The 21292-nt window shown below is 52.5% G+C and carries 21 protein-coding genes and 1 pseudogene; 13 read left to right on the top strand and 9 right to left on the bottom strand.

Going from position 1 to position 21292, the window contains the following annotated elements; all coding sequences use genetic code 11:
* Positions 1 to 13: 13 nt before the first annotated feature.
* Entirely contained in the window at positions 14 to 682 is a 669-nt protein-coding gene (locus FFI61_RS00795; protein WP_200368948.1) for a glutathione S-transferase family protein, read from the top strand.
* 7 nt (positions 683 to 689) lie between these two features.
* On the opposite strand, the gene FFI61_RS00790 is transcribed toward FFI61_RS00795, so the two are convergent.
* A complete protein-coding gene (locus FFI61_RS00790; protein WP_200368947.1) occupies positions 690 to 1145 on the bottom strand; it encodes a GatB/YqeY domain-containing protein in 456 nt (151 codons plus the stop codon).
* Positions 1146 to 1345: 200 nt separating this feature from the next.
* Here FFI61_RS00790 and FFI61_RS00785 point away from each other — a divergent pair, with 200 nt between their 5' ends.
* Together FFI61_RS00785 and FFI61_RS00780 are read left to right on the top strand one after the other, a co-directional pair.
* Entirely contained in the window at positions 1346 to 1840 is a 495-nt protein-coding gene (locus tag FFI61_RS00785) for a DUF2780 domain-containing protein (protein WP_200368946.1), read from the top strand.
* A gap of 43 nt (positions 1841 to 1883) precedes the next feature.
* Positions 1884 to 2480, top strand: coding sequence for an NUDIX hydrolase (locus FFI61_RS00780; protein WP_200368945.1), 597 nt, complete (start codon positions 1884 to 1886; stop codon positions 2478 to 2480).
* Here FFI61_RS00780 and FFI61_RS00775 read toward each other — a convergent pair.
* Both FFI61_RS00775 and FFI61_RS00770 read right to left on the bottom strand, forming a co-directional pair.
* On the bottom strand, positions 2449 to 3591 hold the full coding sequence (locus FFI61_RS00775) for an iron-containing alcohol dehydrogenase (protein ID WP_200368944.1): 1143 nt from the start codon (positions 3589 to 3591) through the stop codon (positions 2449 to 2451). The two genes, FFI61_RS00780 and FFI61_RS00775, sit on opposite strands and share 32 nt — an antisense overlap.
* Before the next feature lie 139 nt (positions 3592 to 3730).
* The gene (locus FFI61_RS00770) at positions 3731 to 4156 is read right to left on the bottom strand and encodes a tetratricopeptide repeat protein (RefSeq protein ID WP_200368943.1); all 426 of its coding nucleotides are present in this window, start codon (positions 4154 to 4156) and stop codon (positions 3731 to 3733) included.
* Here FFI61_RS00770 and FFI61_RS18005 point away from each other — a divergent pair.
* Together FFI61_RS18005 and FFI61_RS17690 are read left to right on the top strand one after the other, a co-directional pair.
* Positions 4124 to 4513 carry an SDR family NAD(P)-dependent oxidoreductase gene (locus tag FFI61_RS18005; protein WP_320159547.1) on the top strand — a complete coding sequence of 130 codons (390 nt, stop codon included), beginning with the start codon at positions 4124 to 4126 and terminating at the stop codon, positions 4511 to 4513. The two genes, FFI61_RS00770 and FFI61_RS18005, sit on opposite strands and share 33 nt — an antisense overlap.
* Positions 4488 to 4664: pseudogene (locus FFI61_RS17690) on the top strand (SDR family oxidoreductase); the annotation flags it as partial. The gene FFI61_RS18005 and the pseudogene FFI61_RS17690, both read left to right, overlap by 26 nt.
* A gap of 17 nt (positions 4665 to 4681) precedes the next feature.
* On the opposite strand, the gene FFI61_RS00760 reads toward FFI61_RS17690, so the two are convergent.
* The 5 genes from FFI61_RS00760 to FFI61_RS00740 all read right to left on the bottom strand — a co-directional run bounded on the left by FFI61_RS00760 (position 4682) and on the right by FFI61_RS00740 (position 11026).
* Positions 4682 to 6445 (bottom strand): DEAD/DEAH box helicase family protein, encoded by a 1764-nt coding sequence (locus tag FFI61_RS00760; protein ID WP_200368942.1) that lies wholly within the window; start codon positions 6443 to 6445, stop codon positions 4682 to 4684.
* A gap of 21 nt (positions 6446 to 6466) precedes the next feature.
* On the bottom strand, positions 6467 to 6964 hold the full coding sequence (locus FFI61_RS00755; RefSeq protein ID WP_200368941.1) for a PaaI family thioesterase: 498 nt from the start codon (positions 6962 to 6964) through the stop codon (positions 6467 to 6469).
* A gap of 95 nt (positions 6965 to 7059) precedes the next feature.
* On the bottom strand, positions 7060 to 7983 hold the full coding sequence (locus FFI61_RS00750) for a DUF4124 domain-containing protein (RefSeq protein ID WP_200368940.1): 924 nt from the start codon (positions 7981 to 7983) through the stop codon (positions 7060 to 7062).
* Between the two features lie 335 nt (positions 7984 to 8318).
* Complete coding sequence (locus FFI61_RS00745; RefSeq protein ID WP_200205079.1) at positions 8319 to 8798, bottom strand: FKBP-type peptidyl-prolyl cis-trans isomerase; 480 nt, start codon at positions 8796 to 8798, stop codon at positions 8319 to 8321.
* A gap of 62 nt (positions 8799 to 8860) precedes the next feature.
* On the bottom strand, positions 8861 to 11026 hold the full coding sequence (locus tag FFI61_RS00740) for an EAL domain-containing protein (protein WP_200368939.1): 2166 nt from the start codon (positions 11024 to 11026) through the stop codon (positions 8861 to 8863).
* Positions 11027 to 11226: 200 nt separating this feature from the next.
* Between FFI61_RS00740 and FFI61_RS00735 the strand changes: the two genes are divergently transcribed.
* Both FFI61_RS00735 and ltaE read left to right on the top strand, forming a co-directional pair.
* The gene (locus tag FFI61_RS00735) at positions 11227 to 11679 is read left to right on the top strand and encodes an META domain-containing protein (RefSeq protein WP_200368938.1); all 453 of its coding nucleotides are present in this window, start codon (positions 11227 to 11229) and stop codon (positions 11677 to 11679) included.
* Between the two features lie 13 nt (positions 11680 to 11692).
* Entirely contained in the window at positions 11693 to 12703 is a 1011-nt protein-coding gene (gene ltaE, locus FFI61_RS00730) for a low-specificity L-threonine aldolase (RefSeq protein WP_200368937.1), read from the top strand.
* A 193-nt stretch (positions 12704 to 12896) separates the two neighbouring features.
* Here the strand turns inward: ltaE and FFI61_RS00725 are convergent, their stop codons facing one another.
* Positions 12897 to 15926 (bottom strand): EAL domain-containing protein, encoded by a 3030-nt coding sequence (locus FFI61_RS00725; protein ID WP_200368936.1) that lies wholly within the window; start codon positions 15924 to 15926, stop codon positions 12897 to 12899.
* 307 nt (positions 15927 to 16233) lie between these two features.
* On the opposite strand from FFI61_RS00725, the gene FFI61_RS00720 reads away from it, so the two are divergent.
* From FFI61_RS00720 to FFI61_RS00695, 6 genes are all read left to right on the top strand, one after another.
* Positions 16234 to 16824, top strand: coding sequence for a LemA family protein (locus tag FFI61_RS00720; RefSeq protein WP_265092089.1), 591 nt, complete (start codon positions 16234 to 16236; stop codon positions 16822 to 16824).
* Positions 16825 to 17610 (top strand): TPM domain-containing protein, encoded by a 786-nt coding sequence (locus FFI61_RS00715; protein ID WP_200368934.1) that lies wholly within the window; start codon positions 16825 to 16827, stop codon positions 17608 to 17610.
* Positions 17611 to 17664: 54 nt separating this feature from the next.
* Complete coding sequence (locus FFI61_RS00710; protein ID WP_200368933.1) at positions 17665 to 18282, top strand: TPM domain-containing protein; 618 nt, start codon at positions 17665 to 17667, stop codon at positions 18280 to 18282.
* Between the two features lie 238 nt (positions 18283 to 18520).
* Positions 18521 to 19300 (top strand): SGNH/GDSL hydrolase family protein, encoded by a 780-nt coding sequence (locus FFI61_RS00705; protein WP_227714534.1) that lies wholly within the window; start codon positions 18521 to 18523, stop codon positions 19298 to 19300.
* A 56-nt stretch (positions 19301 to 19356) separates the two neighbouring features.
* The gene (locus tag FFI61_RS00700; protein WP_200368932.1) at positions 19357 to 20382 is read left to right on the top strand and encodes a hypothetical protein; all 1026 of its coding nucleotides are present in this window, start codon (positions 19357 to 19359) and stop codon (positions 20380 to 20382) included.
* A gap of 119 nt (positions 20383 to 20501) precedes the next feature.
* Positions 20502 to 21239, top strand: coding sequence for a glutathione peroxidase (locus FFI61_RS00695; protein ID WP_200368931.1), 738 nt, complete (start codon positions 20502 to 20504; stop codon positions 21237 to 21239).
* Positions 21240 to 21292: the final 53 nt, after the last annotated feature.

The raw sequence follows: 21292 nt of genomic DNA, 5'->3' as shown, positions 1-21292 counted from the left end.
ACGGAGTTTCCCCATGATCACAGTCCACCACCTCAACAACTCTCGTTCACAACGCATTCTCTGGATGCTGGAAGAACTGGGAGTGCCTTACGAGATCCAGCGCTACGTGCGTGATGCCAAAACCATGTTGGCGCCGGCAAGCCTCAAAAAAATACACCCGCTGGGTAAATCACCGGTGATCACTGACGGCAACCTGGTGGTGGCGGAGTCTGGCGCTATTATTGAGTATCTGGCACACACCTATGGTAAAGACACCATGCTGCCAGAAACCGGCGGTCAGGCGTGGCTGGATTACACCTACTGGATGCATTACGCCGAAGGCTCACTGATGCCACCACTGGTGATGCGACTGGTTTTTGAAAAGGTAAAAACCAGTCCTATGCCATTTTTTATCAAACCTGTGGCAAAAGGCATTGCCGATAAAACCAATGAGGTTTTCATCGGCCCCATGATTAAAACTCACCTGGACTTTGTTGAAGCCCACCTGGCGAAAAACGTCTGGTTTCTTGGGAATGAACTCAGCGCCGCAGATATCCAGATGAGTTTTCCACTGGAAGCCTCAGTCGCCAGAGGAATCACAGGCAAGAACCGGCCTCACATCACTGCCTGGGTTGAGCGCATGCACGCCAGGCCGGCTTACCAGGCTGCCCTTGAAAAGGGCGGAGAATACGACTTCGCCTGACGGAAAGTTAAGCCCCCAGCGCCGCCCTCACCTTTTTACCCAAGTGGCCCATATCAACACGGCCGACTACTTGAGGGCGCAGCGCACCCATCACTGAACCCATGTCTTGCATGCCTTTGGCATCGACCGAGCTGATTGCCTCACGGATCAGCTCATCCAGCTCATCCTCAGTAAGAGCAACCGGCATGAATTCCTCGATGATCGCCATTTCCGCTCGTTCGATGTCACCCAACTCCTTGCGGCCGGCGTTATCGTATTGACTGGCAGAGTCGCGGCGCTGCTTGAGCATTTTATCCAACACCTTCAGAACGTCGTCGTCATTCAGATCGCGGCGCTCATCAATTTCAATCTGCTTGATTGCGGCTTGTGCCATACGCAGCGTAACGAGCCGAGTTTTGTCCTTATTTCGCATTGCGTCTTTTACTGCGTTGCTTAGCTGTTCTTTGAGTGATAACTCAGACATTACCGGTCTCCTGCTGCATGGATTAAGGGCTGTAAGTTTGCATTATGCAAAAGGGCAGATCTAGTGAAGAATCAATGCCCGGTTTTCTGGATAGCCAACCGGGAAAAGTAGATCTGTCTTTTAGTGCGGCACTTTTATTCTGCCCCTTCACCCCAATATAAAAACAGACATTTGAAGTACACTCTCCACAGGCCCCGACAATGAACGACATCCTGAAAAAATTCCTTTTTGTTTCCAGCATCTACCTGCTAGCACCGACCGCTGGCGCTTTCAGCCTGAACGACACCATTGCCAGTGGCACCCAGGCACTGTCCGCCACCAACGAAGCCAGTGCTGAAGCGCAGCAACTGCTCGGGCTGCTGGAAGACCAACTCGGTGTCACTGAAACTCAAGCTGTTGGCGGCACCAGTGCTTTACTGCAACTGGCGAAAAATGATCTGGGTGCTGACGCCATGAGCGCTATCACAAACAAGGCGCCGGGGCTAACCAGCTTGCTCGGGGCTGGCGGCATGAGCCAAGGGCTGCTCTCTGGTATTTCATCTATGGACGGGGTGCAATCGGCCTTCTCAGCCCTGGGCATGGACAGCGCCATGATTCAGCAATTTGTTCCAATAGTTATGGGCTTCCTGGGGGACCAAGGCGTTGGGTCTTCATTGCTGGGGCAGCTGCAGAGTCTTTGGGCGCCTGCAAGCTGAGTAGCTAACCTTGCTACGACTGAGGGCGTTGTGGAATCGATCATTGACCCTCCGCCCCCAAAAGATCCCTTTCAGACGCCGCCTTGCGCGAGCGTCCGTTGCTTTGATTTACCGGCAAACTGAAGACGGTGAAACGGAGCTGTTGTTCATCCAGCGGGCCCGCCGGAAGGGAGATCCCTGGTCTGGCGACATGGCCTTTCCCGGGGGCCGTATGGAACCGGCAGACCCATCGCCAAGGGCGGCGGCCGAACGGGAAACCCTGGAAGAAACCGGTGTCGATCTGGCCAATCACGGTCGCTTTCAATTCAGACTGTCAGACCTGATTACCCGCCAGCACAGCCGCTGGCGGCCAATGATCGTCACCCCCTATGTTTACGAGTGGCAGGGACCGCAAACAGAGTCGCCTAATCACGAAGTGGCACAGATGGTGTGGATATCCCTCAAATACCTCGCCGCCAAAGAAAATCAAAGCAAACTCCCTTGGCGCACCCCGCTTGGCACCGTAAAAATGCCCTGCTGTCGGTATCAGGATTACTGTATCTGGGGCCTTAGCTACAGCATGCTTCAGGAGTTGCTGAAGCTGGATTTTGAGCCTGGGCGGTTTGCTCCTAAAGCGACTGACGCATCACGTTTTCTATGATTTCTGTTGGTAGCACAACAGGATTGGCCTTCATGGACGAGGCTCCGACGGCAGCTTGTGTCGCTGAGAGTATGTGCTCTTCCGTCACACCAATAGACGCCAGTCCCGGCAAGCCATTCTGAGCAATCCACTCACGAAAATACTGCAGAGCCTGACCTTCCGATACCTCAAACACTTCAGCAATCCAGCGAATTACGTCATCGACACGAGCTTTATGACCAGCCTCGACTACGTTATCGCGGTTCGCTGCAATGCCCGCAGGCAATAGAGCACCGCAGATGGCTCCGTGGGGTGCACCGCACAAACTGCCTAGCGGGCCAGCAATGCCATGCACAACTCCCAACCCGGAGTTCGCAAGAGCGAGCCCACCAAAGAGACTTACCTGAGCCAAAGCATCACGAGCGCCTTTGGACTCCCCTTCCATCAGTTGCTTCAAAGCAAGAAGCCCCTTCGGAATCGCCTCTTTGCACAACATATCGGTGAACAGATTTGATCGTGATGAAAGGTAGGGCTCAATAACCTGGGTGACCGCATCCAAACCTGAGTAAAGGCTAACTTGTTTGGGGCAATTATCGGTGAGCGCCGGGTCTACCAGCGCAAGATCCGGGAGCAACTGGTTATCCCTCAGGCTCACCTTACGCTGGGCCTCGACCACGTCGATAACCGCATTTCGAGTTACCTCTGCGCCGGTGCCCGAGGTGGTTGGCACAAGTATCAACGGCAGGCGCCTGGCGGATAAAGGCAGCCCGCTTCCCACCACCTCCAGATGGCTTAACAGATCCGTGTGGCTTGGCAGCATGGCCGCAAGCACCTTTGCTGAATCCATGACCGAACCACCACCAATCCCCAGCACCAGATCAACCCCCAGTGATTTACCTTGGTCAATGGCGGCCGTAAGAGTGTTCAAATCAGGCTCTTTTTCAATGGTCAGCGTCTGGACGATATCGATAGACGTGAGTGACTTAAACACCACCGAGAGCCTGCCCGGGTTTTTGCCATGAACAATCAATGCTCGCGAACCAAGCTTTGCTGCCCTGTCGTTCAACTGGTCGATGAAACCACGCCCAAACAGAATCTCGGTTGGGGTTACCAGGCTAAATGTACCTAACATAAAAAATATCGTCCTGAAGATAAAAAGGGAGGCCTGTTTAGTAGAACCTCAGCGTACCTTTTCCTTTATCATTCGGGAATGTGCGATTTTCGGTTCAATGCACCACTCATTCGGCATGATCAAATCGGGTCTACTTTAGTTATTCGTCAACCCGGAGCGTTTCAAGCAGATTATCTATGTCTGCTTTAAGTTCCTTATCGTCAATTTTATTCGCGTTAACTTTTGCCTCCTGAAGGTTTTTGATAGCGGCATCCGTTTGGCCCAATTCAATTTGCAAGGTGGCCATGGAAAATGCGATCGACGACATATGATCTTTTGCCTTGATTGCCACGGCTTTTTCCATGGCCTTGTCGTAGCCTGCCAAAGCTTCTTCCAAGTCTTCTGTAAAGTCGGCAAGCGTTTCCCATTGTTCCGGGTGGTCTTTATCGGTATTTTCGTTATCGGTGCATACAGATTTCAGTTCTGCATAGAGCGAATCAAAAGTAGCTTTATCATCGTTTTTGTCGGCTTCCATCAGCTTTTCAGCCAAGCTATGGACGGACTTGTATATCTTGGTATTAATCATTACTCATCACCTTTTCAGCCCGTTTTATGTCGAAGAATCTGCGTGGCGATCAGCGCGCCGGGCCGCAGCATAGCTCAAAGAGGATACCCCAAACAGCGTCTGCCGATATCACCAACAGTAGTTCCAATTTCTGATCGCAAGGAAACAAGACACATGACACAGCAACTCCCGGTCATCCTCGTAACCGGCGGTGCCCAAGGCATTGGCAAGGGTATCGCCGCCTACTTCCTGAACAAGGGCTGGCGCGTTGTAGTGTTGGACCGGGATGCAGAGGCCGAAGCCGTGAAATGGGGTGGGCACGCAATGGTCAGTAATGCGGGAATCGCGGATCCGGACACAGCCCCTATCGGCCTCTGACCATAATCAGCACCCCAGCGGCCGCGTCGGCACACCCGACGACGTAGCGGCCATGGTGGCTTACCTTATCTCACCCGAAGCCGGCTTTGTGACGGGCCAGAACTTCGTGATCGACGGCGGCATGACCCGCAAGATGATTTATGAGGAATAGGCCCTTGGGTTCTGCGCCTAGTACGCCTTGCGATAGCCCCCCTGATAATCAAAGATCCGCTCCTGCACCTGCCAGAAGTGCTTCTGTTTGCGGGCAATAACGAAATCCGGTGCAGGCATCAAAGCCTGCATCTCAAGCACCTCATCAATCCTGCCAAACTCGCGTGGAGCTTGGCCATTCGCTAAACGCCGGCCAAACAGCCTGTTAAAGACGCTACGTTGCGCCGGCTTGCTGAAATCAAACGACTCGCTAAGCTCTTCCCCGTCTTCGCTGTGATAGGTGATTTTCAGTTTGGTGCCCGCGCCACTCATGGTGATTCCAGCGCAACGAATCACCATGGCATCTTTCAGTTTCAGGGCATCTTTTAGCTGATCGTCCGGGTCGATAATGGCTTTTTTGCAGTGGTGACAATTGCGAGCCGCAATATCATTTTCGGCGTTGCAGTGTGGGCATTCCTTGAAACGGAACCTGTAGTCGCACTGTTCAGGGCGTCCGTTCCGCACTCCAGGCTCATCCTCTTCTGCTGGCTCCAGCAACCCCTGACAACGGCGGCCGTAGTGCTCGATCACATGGCCGTCACTGTCTGTTTTACCCCAGAAAACATTGGCAAACCCGCAGCCAGGGCAGAATACCTGCACTGGCTCGCTATCGGGATTCGGTTTCTTCTCCCCCACTTCCGGATGATGGAGATTCATATTATTGCCGGCGTAATCTATCACCAGGCAATTCTGCTTACCCTCGTCCAGACGAAGACCGCGCCCCACAATCTGCTGATACAAACTCACCGACTGGGTAGGACGAAGAATGGCAATAAAGTCCACATGGGGCGCATCAAAGCCGGTGGTGAGAACGGAGACATTCACCAGATACTTTAACTGCTGCTGCTTGAAGCGCTGAATCAGGGAATCCCGTTCATCCTGATCGGTAGCGCCTGTAATCAAAGCCGTTTGCTGCTCCGGGAGATAGCCGGTGATTTCCTTTGCATGATCCACCGTTGCCGCAAAGATCATCACTGCCTTGCGCTCAGCAGCCAGCTCCATTACCTGCTCGATAATGGCGCGGGTTACGCGCTGATGTTTGCTCAACAGTTGATTAACGTCTTTCTCCGCGTACTCGCCGAAGCGGTTCTGAGACAAGGTGGAGAAATCGTATTGGGTTACCGCCGCATCAACCAACTGGGGTTTGGTGAGATACCCACGGTTAATCATATAGCTCAACGGCAGTTCGTAGATGCAATGCACAAAAGGCTTATCCTGCTCACTGCGAACAAAGCCCCGGTAGTGATAGCGATAGATCCAGCCCATGGCCAAGCGATAGGGTGTGGCGGTCAGCCCAAGTACTTTAAGGGACGTGTTCTGTTGTCGTAGCAGGTCGATAATTGTTTGATATTGACTGCTGTCATCATCGCTAACCCGATGGCACTCATCGATGATGATCAGTGAGTATTCATTTCTGAACTGATCCAGGTTGGCCGATACGGACTGCACACTGGCGAAGGTGACCTGGTGCAAGTTTTCCTTGCGCTTCAGCCCGGCGGAGAAGATACCGCCCGTTAACCCGTAACTCTGGTATTTGGCGTGATTCTGCTCAACAAGCTCTTTCACATGAGTCAAAACCAGAATTCTACGCCGGGCAAGGCGGGCCAACTCGGCGATAACCAGGCTTTTACCCGCACCGGTTGGCAGCACAATAACGGCAGATTCATCAGACTTCCGAAAATGCCTCAAGGTGGCATCAACGGCTTCCTGCTGGTACGACCGCAGCTGAAAAGGAGCATTCACTTTAACCTGCCCCCAATATCTTTAAGCGCGACCGTGAGCCTGAGATTGCAATTGCTCAGAGTCTACCCGAACAAAAATCGAATCCGCACTCACCGTAAGGGTGTCACCTGCCCAGATCTCACAAATCACTCGGCTCTTGCGGCCCACCTCGCCCTCCACTCTCGCTTTGAGGGTTAACTCCACGCCCATTGGAGTTGGTTTGATAAAGGTAAGACCGAGTTTGCCAGTAACGCAATCAACACGGGGCAGGCTGCCCGGCTCACGGCCCTCGGCACGATAGTGATGGGCCATAGCCGTCCAGTTGGAATGACAGTCCACAAGCATGGCCAGAAAACCACCATAAACAAGTTCCGGCCAACCGTTGAATTTCGGGTCCGGCGTGTGCGTGCACACCACGTGAACGCCATCCTCGTGCCAATAGCTCTTAAGCTTGAGGCCGTCAGGGTGGGCACTCCCGCAGCCGTAGCAAACCCCGTCCGGGGCCGCCATATCCTGTAAGGCAGTAGGAATACTGCTCATAATCAAAGACTCCTTCAAAAAACTACGAGCTAAAGCGACAAAAAGCCGCAACCAGACCCGAATAATGCCTAAAACTCAGCAATAACAGCAGAAGACTAAAGCCTGATATTCCATTCACCCTGGTCAAACAACCACCGGTTCCAATCCGAACTCAGCATGTTTACACCACCGAGGTAATTGTCATCCACAAGGTAGTAGGAAAGGGTGCGATCCCCCCTGTTGAAGTTGTGCATCAGCCGCACTACAAAGTTACGCCTGGTAGGTGTCGAGAGCAGGAAGTAGACAAACTGGCCCGACTGAGCCCTGAGACTGCCGCTTCCAGACGCATCTGAATGCCGCCACTTGTCGCTGGGCAGTTTCAAAAACTGCTCAATATCTGCCAGGCGGCCCTGTTCACGGGCTCGGGCAACAACCCACTGGTTTTCCGGGTGACGCTCAAAATACAAACCTGAGCCATCCCTCTCCAGCATTTCCATCTGCTCAGCGAGCCCCTCATTTAACCAGGCTGGCGCATAGGGAATGATGGTGTCGACAACCGCATGACTCACCTCGTGTTTGATGGTCTTGAAGGTGAAACTCCTGTCTTCCCGTATATAGACTACAATCTGGTGTTCAGAGGGTATATACAGGCCATACGAGGCAATCGAGTTGCCCCTGTTGTTTTGAATCAGGTAGTTCTGGTATTCAGCCTTACCTTTGAAAATCAGGATATTGACTGGCACTGTCCTGTACATATCAAAGGACATAACGCGATCAAAAAACTCGTAAACATTGTTTACACCATCAACAATCTGCTGATTCTCCTCGTCAGTCAGTTCAACATTTACGGTCTTAATGTCGATATCAAAGCGCGACCATTTCGACACGCCAGGCTTAACCCTAACCTCTTCCTGCTCAATGCGGTGGTCTTTTCGATCGCTGAAATGAACCTTCCCGTTTTCATCCACCCATTTATAGATTTGTGCATAACCGGGGCTCGCAACAAGTACAAAGAGGAAAAACACGAAGACTGGATACACGGCTTGCCTTAACCTTTTAAACACTACACGTTACCGACTGGTGAGACTGAAAATCTAAAAAAACGGGACAGATTCAGCGCCCCAAAAACCACGCGCACAAACCTGCAACCACCAAAAGAAGCACGATGGTATGCACTTCCATACTTTTCCGGGTAGTTGGGGCAGGTTTTTCGGTAAACGTGAAGTAATCCCCACCAAAAAGGCCCACGCCGCAACTCTCGCAGTAGTTTTTCGAGTATGAAACCCTGAGCGCAGCTGGCTCAAACCTCTTCCGGCAGCTGTAACAGCTAGGCTTAATCATTTCCCGCTCCAGGCAAAGCGACTGGCCGAACCCGTCAGTGATGGCCGCCGGGGCCATGGGCGTGGCCGTGCGCTAACTCTTCCGGATCAGCAGCGCGTACCTCGATGATTTCGATATCAAAGGTAAGGGTTTTACCCGCCATCGGATGGTTTGTGTCCACATCGGCAAACTTGAGGCCGACCTTGGCGACAACCACATGGCGCCGGCCCTGCTCGGTTTGCACCTGGGCGACCATGCCCTTTTTCCAGCGCTTGGCTCCGATCAAATGCTTGACCGGTACCCGCTGAATGGCATCGGCCTTACGCGGCCCATAGGCTTTTTCAGGAGGGATGGTAACGCTGAAGGTATCGCCAGCCTCGCGGCCTTCCAAAGCCTCTTCCAAGCCTTGGATAATTCCACCATGGCCATGCAGGTAGGCGTTTGGCTGACCGTCACGGGAGCTTTCTACAATATTGCCCTGCTCATCACTAACACTGTAGTGAAACAAGACCACCTGGTTCTTTTCAATTGGCATAGGGTTCTCTGCAATGGTTAAAAGTACGCCATTATAACCAGCATAAGCACCGACTCCAGCAACTACTGCGACCAGTCGATGCTATGGGTCCAGGGCTTACCATCAAAAAGAGCAACGAACTCTGAAACCGGGACAGGATGACTGAAATAGTATCCTTGATAGAGGTCACAGCCCAATCCTTTGAGCACATCCAGGTGAGCTTCTTTTTCTACACCCTCAGCCACAACACTAATACCAAAATTCTGGCCTAAACCGATGATGGATTTAACCATAACCAGATCCATCTCATCATCAAGCAAGCCTCGTGTGAAAGAGTGGTCAACCTTCAGTTCGCTGATGGGCAGGTGCTTGAGGTAACTCGGAGATGAATAGCCGGTCCCAAAATCATCCAGCGAGAACGACAATCCGAAGTCTACCAACTCATTGAGCTTTCCGATGACGTCGCTGGTGTCACCCAGCAAAACCGTCTCGGTAATTTCCAACCTCAGCTTGGAGCGATCAATACCGGAATCTGAAACAATCCTTTTCACATTCGATACGAAATCCCCAGACCAGACCTGCTTGGCGCTGGTGTTAATAGATACGCGCAAATGTTGATATCGTGAATCGGATTCCCATTCCTTTAGCTGCCTGCATGCTTCTGTCAGCACCCATTCACCCATCGGTGTAATGAGGTTCGAGCCTTCAACGACAGAGATAAACTCTATCGGGCCGAGCAACCCGCGTTCGGGATGAACCCAACGAATCAGAGCCTCAGCAGCTACCAGATGTTGGTCTACGTCGAACTGAGGCTGATAGTGCAAAACAAAATCACCCTGAATCAACGAGTGCCGCAACTCTTTTTCCAAGCGCACAGTCTTTTCAATTTCGCCCTGTATGACCGGATCAAACACTGCATAGTCATCACGACCACTGCTCTTGGCCTGGTACAGAGCCAGATCAGCTAACTGCAGCAGCTCGGAAGCCTGCCTCAGATCTGGCTCAAAAATGGTGATCCCGATACTTGCTGTAACTGAGTATTCAATTGCGGGGCGGTTATTATTCAGTTTGATGCTGACGTTTTTACCAATAGAAGATCGAATATCCTGGGCAATGAGTTTTGCTTTTATCGCTGCCTTACGCGGATCAGTGTCCAGATCATTCAGAACAATCACAAATTCATCACCGCCAAACCTGGCAACCGTATCATCGCCACGCACCAAGGCGTTGAGCCTGGCCCCCAGCACCACCAGCAAATCATCCCCCGCCTGGTGCCCATAGGTGTCATTCAGATTTTTAAAGTTATCCAGATCTACAAAAAATACTGCCCCACATTTTCCGGAGCGCTTGCAGCGATCAAGTGCCAAGCCCAACCTGTCACTCAAAAGAGCACGGTTTGGAAGCTTGGTAAGCGGGTCATAAAATGCCAGTGATTCTATTTTGGCTTGATCTATCTTTTGTTGGGTAACATCCTGAATAATGCCAACCAGCAGTAAAGGCTTACCGTCTTCATCACACTCTACAATGCTTCCGCGGTCCCAGAGCCATATCACCTCGCCATCGGGGCGCTTGAATCGAAACTCGATATCGTAAGGGATGTTATTCTCTAACAGCGCCTGAAGCGCGTCAGCAACGCGTTGTTTATCTTCTTCAACTACACGGGCCATGAAGTCTGAAAATGAAGCTTTTGAACGATGAACACCTGTTATTTTTTCCCAGCCTTCGCTGAACAACACCTCGTTGGTTTTCGTGTTCCAGTCCCACATTCCTTCCCGGGAGACCGCTAATACATGCTCCAGCCGCTTGGAGTTAAACTCAGCCAGGTTTTTTAATTCGGTTATTTCGGTGATGTCTTGCGCAATAACAGCAATGTTCAGCTCACCATTGCTGTTTTTGAAAGGGATTTTCAGAGACTGGAAATGACGGATTTCGCCGGTATTGCTATCAGTAGAGTCTTCATAAACAGTTTCAGGCTCAAAGCGCCGCATAACGCTCTGGACATTCTCTTTGAAAAACTTGCCCTGCTCCTTGTTACCGGTAAAAAAAGAGTCCTCTTTACCAATCATTTCTTCTGGAGTGGTGCCATACAGCTTGGCTACATAACTGTTTACAAAAACAAAGTTGCCATCCCAATCTTTGGCTAGGATAGGCTCTGGAATCGCGTTAACAATGTCAGACAGCAATCTGTTCTTTTCTCTTTCAGCTTCCAGCTGTGATTGAGGAGAATCGCCCATGTAATTGCTGCCCATTTAATAGAATCTTGAAATTAGCGCAGTGGTTATGGGGTGTCAAAAAAACAAAGTGTCTAGCGATATACTGTGCGCCTGAACGTATTCACAAGAATGGTCTGAAACAAGGCCGCTTATGACGGTTTGGCAAGAATTCACCATAAGCTTGGCCAGCACGATAATATGGTGCCATCAAGTTCATCCAAAGACAGGGCAATCTAATGAAATTAAAAAATTTTCTAGCCGCTAGTGCCGTCAGCTCCGCAATTATTCTAAGTGCCTGCGCAAATACACCAGAGGCCGCCGATAGTGATGTGACAACGGACAATCTGGTCCGTGGCGGCGAGTGGATTGTTGAGGACATTGGCGGCAACGGCATTATCGACAGCTCCCGTGTCAGCATTATATTCATGGAAGACAATCGGGTGGGCGGCAGTTCATCCTGCAATCGTTACAGCGGCGAATACCAACTCAACGGATCCACATTGACTGTTGGCGACAACATGGCATCGACCCGAATGGCCTGTGCACCGGCGCTGATGAATCAGGAAGAATCTTTCTTGAAGCTGCTGATGAATGTGAACCAGGCGCGCTTTGGCGATCACGGCGAATTGCTATTGAGCACGCCAGAAGGAAAAACTATCCGCGCTTTCCCGTCGTCACCCAAGCCGTAGCAAAGGCGCCCTCATGATCGATTTCCGTAGCGATACCGTTACCCGCCCTACCTCTGAAATGCGCGAAGCCATGGCGAGCGCCGAGGTGGGCGACGACGTCTATGGTGACGACCCAACCGTTAACAGCTTACAGGCCTATGCCGCCGAACGGCTGGGCTTCGAATCAGCACTGTTTACCGCCACCGGCACCCAGGCCAATCTGCTCGCGATCATGAGCCATTGCGGCCGGGGCGATGAATACCTTTGCGGTCAGTCTGCGCACAACTATCGTTATGAAGGCGGTGGCGCTGCCGTGCTTGGCAGCGTTCAACCGCAACCCATCGAAAACGAGCCCGACGGCAGCATCAACCTCGAAAAAGCCAGGGCCGCCATCAAGGCCGACGACATCCATTTCGCTTCTACCCGCCTGCTCTCACTGGAAAACACCATTGGTGGCAAAGTGTTGTCGCTGGACTATCAGCGCCAGGCCCGCACCTTTTGCGACGACCATAATCTGTTGCTGCACCTGGACGGCGCCCGAGTGTTCAATGCTGCGGTGAAATCCAACTGTGATGTCACCGAGATAACCAGACACTATGATTCGGTCAGTGTTTGCCTCTCAAAAGGGCTGGGCGCGCCTGTTGGTTCGTTGCTGCTGGGTTCAAAAGCCTTTATTGAACGGGCAACCCGGCTGCGTAAAATGGTGGGTGGCGGCATGCGCCAGGCGGGCATACTAGCCGCTGCCGCTCGAATTGCTCTGGAAAAAGGACCACAGCGGCTGTTTGACGATCACGAAAACGCCGAATACCTCAGCGCAGGACTTGCCGGAATCCCGCAGCTGGAGATCAACCCCGCGAGCACCCAGACCAATATCGTCTACGCCCGCTGCCGATCCAACAGAGCCGAGCAACTGCGTGACTTCCTGGCTAAACAGAACATTCTGATCACGGCAGGCAGCCCCATTCGCTTCGTGACGCACCTGGATGTGAACCGCCAGGATGTCGACCGATTGCTGGATGCTATTCGGCGGTTCTATCTGTCGTGACAAATGAGTATGCCCCTCTCACAGAGTCGACTGAACCACAGCCTCTGATCACGAGCAACACCCCAGACAAACCCGAAGGCGTGGCGGCTATGGTGGCCTACCCAGGATGGTGCGGAATACGCATCTTTAGCCCCCTGGTCTATTTCCCGGAGCCCCGGATGAAATCTTAAATCCAGGCTTGAGGGCATTTCTTTCAAGACCGCCCTGCGTTTATCGCCTCATCGTATGGCAACGGCCTGGCAAACAGGTAGCCTTGGGCCTGGTCGCAGCCACGCTCATACAGCAGTGCCAACTGCTCCTCGGTTTCCACACCTTCAGCAATAACTTTGAGCTCCAGTGCATGAGCCATGGCGATGATGGTGTTAACGATCACTTTGCTGCCTGGATCTGTTGTTACTTCGGCAATAAAGGACTTGTCAATCTTGAGGGTATCTATAGGGAAGCGTTTGAGATAACTCAGGCTTGAGTACCCCGTACCAAAATCATCCAGGGAAATGCTCAGCCCCAAACCAGCCAGCTCTGTCATTATCTCTATGGCCGACTCTACGTCGTATAGAAGAGCGCTCTCGGTGATCTCCAATTCCAGGTTTGCCGGCTGCATGCCGGTTTCTTCCAGGATCTGTTTGATAACACCCACGAGGTTTTTCTGGTGAAACTGCCGGGCGGAGAGATTCACCGCCATTTTCAATCCGGGGCCAGCGGCTCCCTGACGGCAGGCTTCCCGCAACACCCACTCACCAACAGGAACAATTAGCCCTGTTTTCTCAGCCAGAGGGATAAAGCGGTCTGGAGCTATCATGCCTTCGGTCGGGTGATTCCAGCGCAGAAGGGCTTCCAGTCCCACAACCTGCCCGGTGGCAATATCAATCTGCTGCTGATAATGCAGCAAGAACTGGTTACGGTCCAAGGCATGCCTTAATGATGTTTCCAGCGCCAGCCCATCACCGGAGGTATTGTCGCTCACGGGGTCGAAGTGCTGATAATCATTGCCACCTTGTGCCTTGATAGCCACCATGGCACTTCGGGCGCTATTGATTACCGCATCCATATCCGTCCCGCTACGCGGGTATTCTGCAATGCCCATACTGCATGAGACAAAGAGTTCCCGGCCCTCGTCCATCACGATAACTGAGTGCAACTCACCCACTATGCATTTAGCAACATCCGATACCTCTGCGGCACTCTGGCCTGGTAGCAAAACGATAAACTCATCAGCACCCCAGCGGGATACGGTATCGGCCTTGCTAACGCATTCGCCTATCCGTTTCGCTACTTCCCGAAGCACATCATCACCGCCAGTGTGCCCAAGGCTGTCATTGATCTGTTTAAAGCGGTCGATGTTTACATACAAAATACTAAGCATGCCCTGATGGCTATCGGCCTGAAACTGGGCTTGTTGCAATCGATCGGTCAGCAAAAGACGGTTCGGAAGAGCCGTCACACTATCGAAGTGTGTCAGGTACTCCAGTTGCCGACTTTTTTCCAGGTTGTTGATCGCGAATGCGATATCACCCGCAACCTCATGAAGAAGTTTCATTTCCACTTCATCAAAAGAAAACGGCTCATCCCGATAAAGCACTAACGCCACGCCTTGAGCACTATCCCTGGCTGTCAACGGGAAGGCTCCCAACGCCCGCACACCAAGGCCAGCCAGCCCGTCACAATCAACACTGTCGCAATGCTCTGCCACATCACTACGAATAGCGACCCGATGATTATTCAGGCATTCGCTAATGGTATTGATCTCAAAGTTAGACAACCGCCGCGCCTGAAGCCGTTTATCGGCGGCGTGCGCATACAGAATGTCGCATCTGCCCGTTACCCTGTCTTGCTGCACTACAAGTGCGGCTGGCAAATCACCCTCTTCAACGGTAATGCGTGTAGCTTCTTCATAGAGTGCATCACAGCTTTCAACACGCACGATCAGTGTGTTGATTCCGCTAAGAACTTTGTGGATGCGGTTCAGGCGCAAAAGCTTACGCTTGGCCTCCACTCGCTCAGTGATATCAACAATCGCAGCCAATACATAGCGCCCATCAGCCGTTTGCACAGGGTTCAACGCAATTTCAGCCGGGAACTCTGTGCCATCCTTGCGCAGAGCAAACAGATCTCGACCCGCCCCCATCATTCGCGCCTCGGGTCTGCGCTCGTAGTCATGGCGATACCCCTCATGTCCCTTACGAGCCTCTTCAGGAACCAACTGTTCTACTGACCGGCCTAATAGCTCGCCTGCCGGGTAGAGGAACAGAGTGTGCGCAAGCTTGTTGGCCATTTGGATGATGCCACTGTCATCGATCATGATCGTGGCTACAGGAGATGCATCTATAGTCGAGCGAAATCGTGCTTCTTCGCGGTTCAGGGCTTCCGCCCCACGCCAGCCAATAAAGCCAAGCACCAGAATGCTGGAGAGACTACTCAGTGCGAAGCCGAACGCAGGCGAATAGTAGTCCGCCACTACTCCCTGCATGCTTAGCCAGCCGGTTATTACCGGTGTGACGATAATGAACGGCATTAGCCGGCGCAGAGACCGCCCACCAATGTAGGAACTTGTGACAGAACGCACCAGGCCATCATCTGGCCGGGCGAACAGCATGCCGGCACCGCAGAGCACTAACAGCAAAGATGTGTGCAAGGCCATGGTGGAGAAAATAAAGAGTCTGAACTTTTGCACACCAAAAGCATAGCCGACCAGCACTGCTCCACTGACCATGATTACCGCCAGCGCCAGGGTCTGCAAAATCAGCGTGGCGTAGCGAACCGTTAGCACTGTAGCCAGCCAGGCGACACCTATCACACTGAAGCATAATGCGGTGGCAGCAGACATGCGCCCGGGCCATTCGCCAGGCGGCGTTTCAGGGTCTTTAACCAGAACCTCATCGATGCCCAGTTGCCATCCCATTAGATATTCGAGAAGCGTCACCCCCGATATCAGGAGTATAAAAACCGCCAGCAGAGCAACAATGTAGTCTCCGCGCGAGGCGCGGCCAAAGATCGCTTTACATTGAAAAATCAGTCCACAGGCGAGAAAGCAAAGTGCGGTATTAAACTTCATGGACTCAAAGGCCGGCAGTATGCGTTTTCCTGCCTCAATATCGAAAACCCACGACACCACAACCAAAGCAGCGATGGCGATGACCACCCAGCCAATCTGGTTAACAGTGCGTTTGTAAATTTCCTGCAAGCCCGGAGTTATAACTTTATGCGGGCAGCTTACCCCTTGCATGGCACCCTTCCTTATATCAATGCCTGGGATGAACCCGGTGCGCCTTTACCGGCCAGCTGACCGGCAGATACATTTCGCTCCAACATACGCGGAACAAACGAAAGAAGGAAGATGGCTCAATGGCTACCCAGCTCTCAACCAGTATGATCTTAAACAGCCAACCGGATATCAGTATTGATAGTCTAGCAGGCTGTTTTGAAATGGCTGAGTGTGAGACCCTTTCTACCATTAACAGCCCTTGGTTCGGGGGCATTGGTCATCATCAGGGAACTCTTACACCATGCAAACACAGCCAACATACACACCCATGCGTTCGATGCGGCAACTCATAACCTTGCTCATGCTGGCGTTTCTGCTAACCGGCTGCGGCATCAACAACATTCCCACCTACGATGAAAAAGTTAAGTCCGCCTGGTCGCAGGTTGAAAACCAGTATCAACGCCGGGCAGATCTGGTACCTAACCTGGTGGAAACAGTGAAAGGCTTTGCTGCTCAGGAGAAGGAAACTCTCACGGCGGTTATTGAGGCGCGCTCCAAGGCAACATCCATTCAAGTTGATGAAAGCATCCTGAACGACCCTCAAAAGCTTCAGCAATTTCAACAAGCACAAGGCGAGCTTAGCAGCGCACTGAGCCGGTTAATGGCGGTTTCTGAGCGTTATCCGGATTTGAAATCGAACCAGAACTTTCTCGCGCTGCAGTCGCAGCTTGAAGGCACCGAAAACCGCATCGCTGTAGCCCGGCGTGATTTCATCCAATCGGTAGAGCGCTACAACACCGAGATTCGGACCTTCCCCGGTAAAATCTGGCACAGCATTCTCTATAGCGAAATGGAGGTGCGTGAAAACTTCAAGGCTACGGCCGACAATGCCCACGAAGCGCCCAAGGTGACGTTTTAAATGCAATTCTCTTCGCGGCACTCTTTGCCTTACGCCTTTATCCGCCCCGTTGTGGTCATACTGGCCCTGATCATATTGCCGATATCAGCGGCTCTGGCACAATCTGCACCAGAATTTCCGGAACTGACAGGCCGAGTGGTGGATAAGGCGGAACTGCTGAGCCCGGCTACCGAAAGCCGGATAGCCCAAATGCTTGAGGCCCACGAGCAAAGCACCACAGAGCAGGTTGTGGTCGTCACCGTGCCGGATCTTCAGGGTTTTGGCATAGAAGACTATGGCTACCAGCTAGGCCGTCACTGGGGCATAGGCCAGCAAGGTGAGGACAATGGCGCTCTGCTGATCGTTGCCAAGCAGGAACGCAGGATTCGGATAGAAGTGGGCTATGGCCTTGAAGGACGACTTACTGATGCGGCTTCAGCCACCATTATCAACCGGATAATCGCCCCCGATTTCAAGCAAGGTCAGTTCGAACAAGGCATTGCCAATGGCGCTGCCGCCATGGTGCAAGTTCTTGGCGGCGAGCCCCTGGCTGCGCCGGCCAGAACCGGAAGCGGCCCCCAGGAAAAACCCAACCCGAAAACGGTGTTGATGTTTTTCCTATTCATTATGGCTGTCATTTTCTTCATGGGTGGTGGCCGCGGCCAAGGCGGCCGTTCAGGCGCAGCTCTGGTAGGTGGTGCACTGCTAGGCGCCAGCATGGGTGGCCGTGGTGGCGGTTTCGGTGGAGGTGGTTTTGGCGGCGGGGGCGGAGGCTTCGGCGGCGGAGGGGCATCTGGTGGCTGGTAGCGATCAAGCACGCATCGGAAAGGCAACCTTCAACCCAACAAACAGTGATACCCCATGACATTACTAAGCAAGCAGGAACAGGAACAAGTGGCGGCCGCTATCACCGCAGTTGAGCGTGAAACCGACGCAGAAGTGGTAACGGTGCTAACCGCCCAGGCCGACAATTACGCATATATCCCCCTGCTCTGGGCCGGGATCATTGCGCTTTTGGTGCCCGGTATTATTAATTACCTTACCAGCTGGCTGTCGGCAGATGTACTCCTCCTCAGCCAATGGGGCGTGTTTGCCCTGCTCAGTCTGGTGTTCCGGATACCCGGTATCAACAGGCGGCTGATCCCCCGATCCGTAGGCTATTGGCGTGCGTCAAACCTGGCCCGGCGTCAGTTTCTGGAACAGAACCTGCACCACACCGCAGGCGCCACTGGCATGCTGATTTTCGTCTCTGAAGCCGAGCGCTACGTTGAGATTCTGGTAGATCGGGGCATATCGGAAAGAATAGGCAACGACGCCTGGGAAGACATCATTGCGGCATTCACCAAGCAAGTAAAACAGGGCGAGACACTGACGGGCTTCATTTCCTGCATTGAAGACTGTGGAAAGCACCTGAAAGCCAAGGTACCTGCCACCCACCAGAAAGATGAACTGCCAAACCATTTGGTTATATTGTCTTAAAAAGCCTTGAAGTGGTGGTCACCCCGGCTCAATTGCAGGCTGACCACCACCGCCTTTTACACAAAGGTTAATAGTCCGTTTGGAATCCAATGTGACCCCGCTCACAGTGGCTTGCAACTGGCCGCTTAGGACAAGCCAAACCGCGTTTTTCCGTTTCTATAAACCCCCACTACAAGCCACTATCCATATTGCAGTACCAAAAGAAAAAAGTACTTCCCTTACAAACGGAGTTGCAATAATGGATAACAATATTAAAAAACGAGCCGCAGTCTCGGTACCAAGCCGCGCCGCCCATCTTCGGGCTGCCGTTGTGGTCTGTGTCGCGTTTCTATTCACCGGCTGCAGTGAGTTGGGCTACCTGCTCAGCAACGACAAGGTGACGGATGCAGACAACAACCAGGTGGTTTTTGTTGGTGACTCAATCTTCGCCCTGTCTGGCGAGATACAGAATCAGCTTGAATCAAAAGCAGGTGAAACCTTCCGACGCTACACCGTATCTGGTGCCGAGCTTAGCGGAGAGCTGATTGCACCTTCCATTCCTAACCAGTTTCGCGAGGCGGTCTCTGACGACCCGAACATCGACATAGTGGTAGGTGATGGCGGCGGTAACGACCTTCTGATCCCCGCGATCATGTTCAACTCGAACAGCTGCAAAACGCCGTGGTATCGCTTCGGAAGACTGAGCCAGAAGTGTATCGACATTATTGATAACACTTACGTTGAAGGCGTAGATTTCCTAAATGAAATGGCGGCAGCCGGTGTCCGGAAGGGCATTTTTGTAGGGTACTACTACACCAAAAACGGGCTATTCCGCCTGAAAGACATGAAAGAAGCCATCGATTACGGCAATGCCACTCTGGCCCGTGCGTGCAAGAACTCCGTGCTCGACTGCACCTTTGTTGATACCCGCCCGGTCATCAGTGACAAAGACATTATTTTCGACGGCATTCACCCCGCAGACAGCGGTTCAACAAAAATTGCAGATCTGATCTGGCCCAAGCTTCAACCTCTGCTCTAACAGTAACTGGAATTTGGTGGCCGCATTCGCGGCCACCATGCTTCAAAGGCAAAACAATGAGCTCAAAGACACGCTATGGCCTTCTTACCGTCATCGTCGCCGTTGGTGCAATCGGTGGCTACATGCTCCTTCATCAATCAGATGAACAGGTGCATCAGATAACGAATGGAACCGGACACAGCGCCAACTCAGAACACTCACTTGAAGATCCCGCGGCAAAAGATTCATCACAGTTGGCTATAAAATTGGCTGTGCAATATCTGGAAAGTTATGGAGACTCCATAGCCGAGCCCGCCACTCAAGCTCGTTTGTATAACGAACGACGAGCCTTGCTGGAACAGTACCCCAACGCTGGCGCCCAACTGTTTGAGCGTGCGATAGAAACGGCATTTCCAGAACTACATAACCAAATCATAGCCCTCATGGCCAACCTCGACCGCTATAACACGTGGCTGGATAACAACGAGCTGCGCCTGCATGCACTCCCTGTTTTTCAACAGGAAATGGAGCTCTGGCAACAGCGGGAAGCCCTCTTCGGGGCTATAGCAAGCCAGATATGGGGGGAAGAAAAGTCCTATCTGGAAGAGAAGTCACAGGTCTTCCAGCAAAAAATGACACACCTGAATGAAGCCAGTGAACTGCAGCTAACAGAGCTGGCACACCAGTTGAAAACCAATGCAGAAGAGGTTTACGGCGGAGACCTGGGTTTCCAGTTCGCAGGTTCTGGCGCCTTGGGGCATGCTCTTTTCAGCCTGGAAAGCGTGCAAACCAAACTCAAAAACTTGCCCCCGAACCAACGCCAGCAAGCCATTAACAGCCTCAGACTCCAACTAGGCTTTTCCGAAGGCGCCGTGGCACGGATGGCCGAACAGGATCAGGTCCGGGAAGACAAATGGCAGAAGGGCGAAGTCTACACCACCGAACGGGACGCTCTAAACCAGCGCCTGTCTGGGGAAGCGCTCAAAACAGCACTCAACGAATTGCGCGAGAAGCACTTCGGAATGGCTGCGCCGACCATCGCCCGGGAAGAAGAGGAAGGATTTTACCGGTTTGAACGGCCCCGGCAGTATGGGCTGAACTGACTTACGAAGGGGCTCTCGACTTTATACTTGGCTCTGGCAATCTCCTGTGTCCAGAAAGGTTTGATTGCGATACAGTTTCCCTTTCGAACAAATAACCCACGAACTCCAAGGAGTTTTAAATGTTAAGTTCATCGGAAGGTAAAAAAGTCCCCCAGGTTACGTTTCCCATTCGTCGTGATAACGAGTGGACATCGGTAACCAGCGACGAGTTATTCAACGGACAAACGGTGATTGTGTTCGCCTTGCCGGGCGCGTTTACACCAACCTGTTCAAGCACTCATTTACCGCGATACAACGAACTGGCACCGGTATTCAAAACGCTGGGCGTAGATCGTGTAATTTGCCTGTCGGTGAACGACCCATTCGTCATGCAGGCATGGGCTGAAGACCAGCACGCCGACAACATCGAATTCATTCCAGACGGCAACGGCGACTTCTCCCGTGAGATGGGCATGCTGGTCAGCAAAAGCGCCATCGGGTTTGGTGACCGCAGCTGGCGCTATTCCATGCTGGTGAAAGACGGCACCATTGAAAAGATGTTCATAGAGCCAGACAGGCCTGGCGACCCGTTTGAAGTGTCCGATGCCGACACAATGCTCAACTACATCAAGCCGGATGCAACCCTGCCGGCACGGGTAACAGTATTCACAAAGCCCGGGTGCCCGCACTGTACGCGCGCCAAATCGCTGCTACAGAGCAAGGGTTACAAGTATGAAGAGATCAAGCTGGGCAGTGGCGGCTTGTCTTACAGCACCCTGCAGGCAGTGACCGGCAAAGGCACAACCCCGCAAGTATTTATCGACGGCCAGCTGGTTGGCGGCGCCGATGAACTTGAAGCACTGATGGCCAAGCGCTGATCGGTTAGCACTGCATATATGCCCGGGCATAGTCTGTTCGGGCATATATTTCT

This window comes from Marinobacter sp. DY40_1A1, assembly GCF_016597815.1.
Classification (GTDB): domain Bacteria; phylum Pseudomonadota; class Gammaproteobacteria; order Pseudomonadales; family Oleiphilaceae; genus Marinobacter; species Marinobacter xiaoshiensis.
The sequence above is the reverse complement of the archived record's forward strand: the minus strand, read 5'-3'. Positions and strand labels throughout refer to the sequence as shown.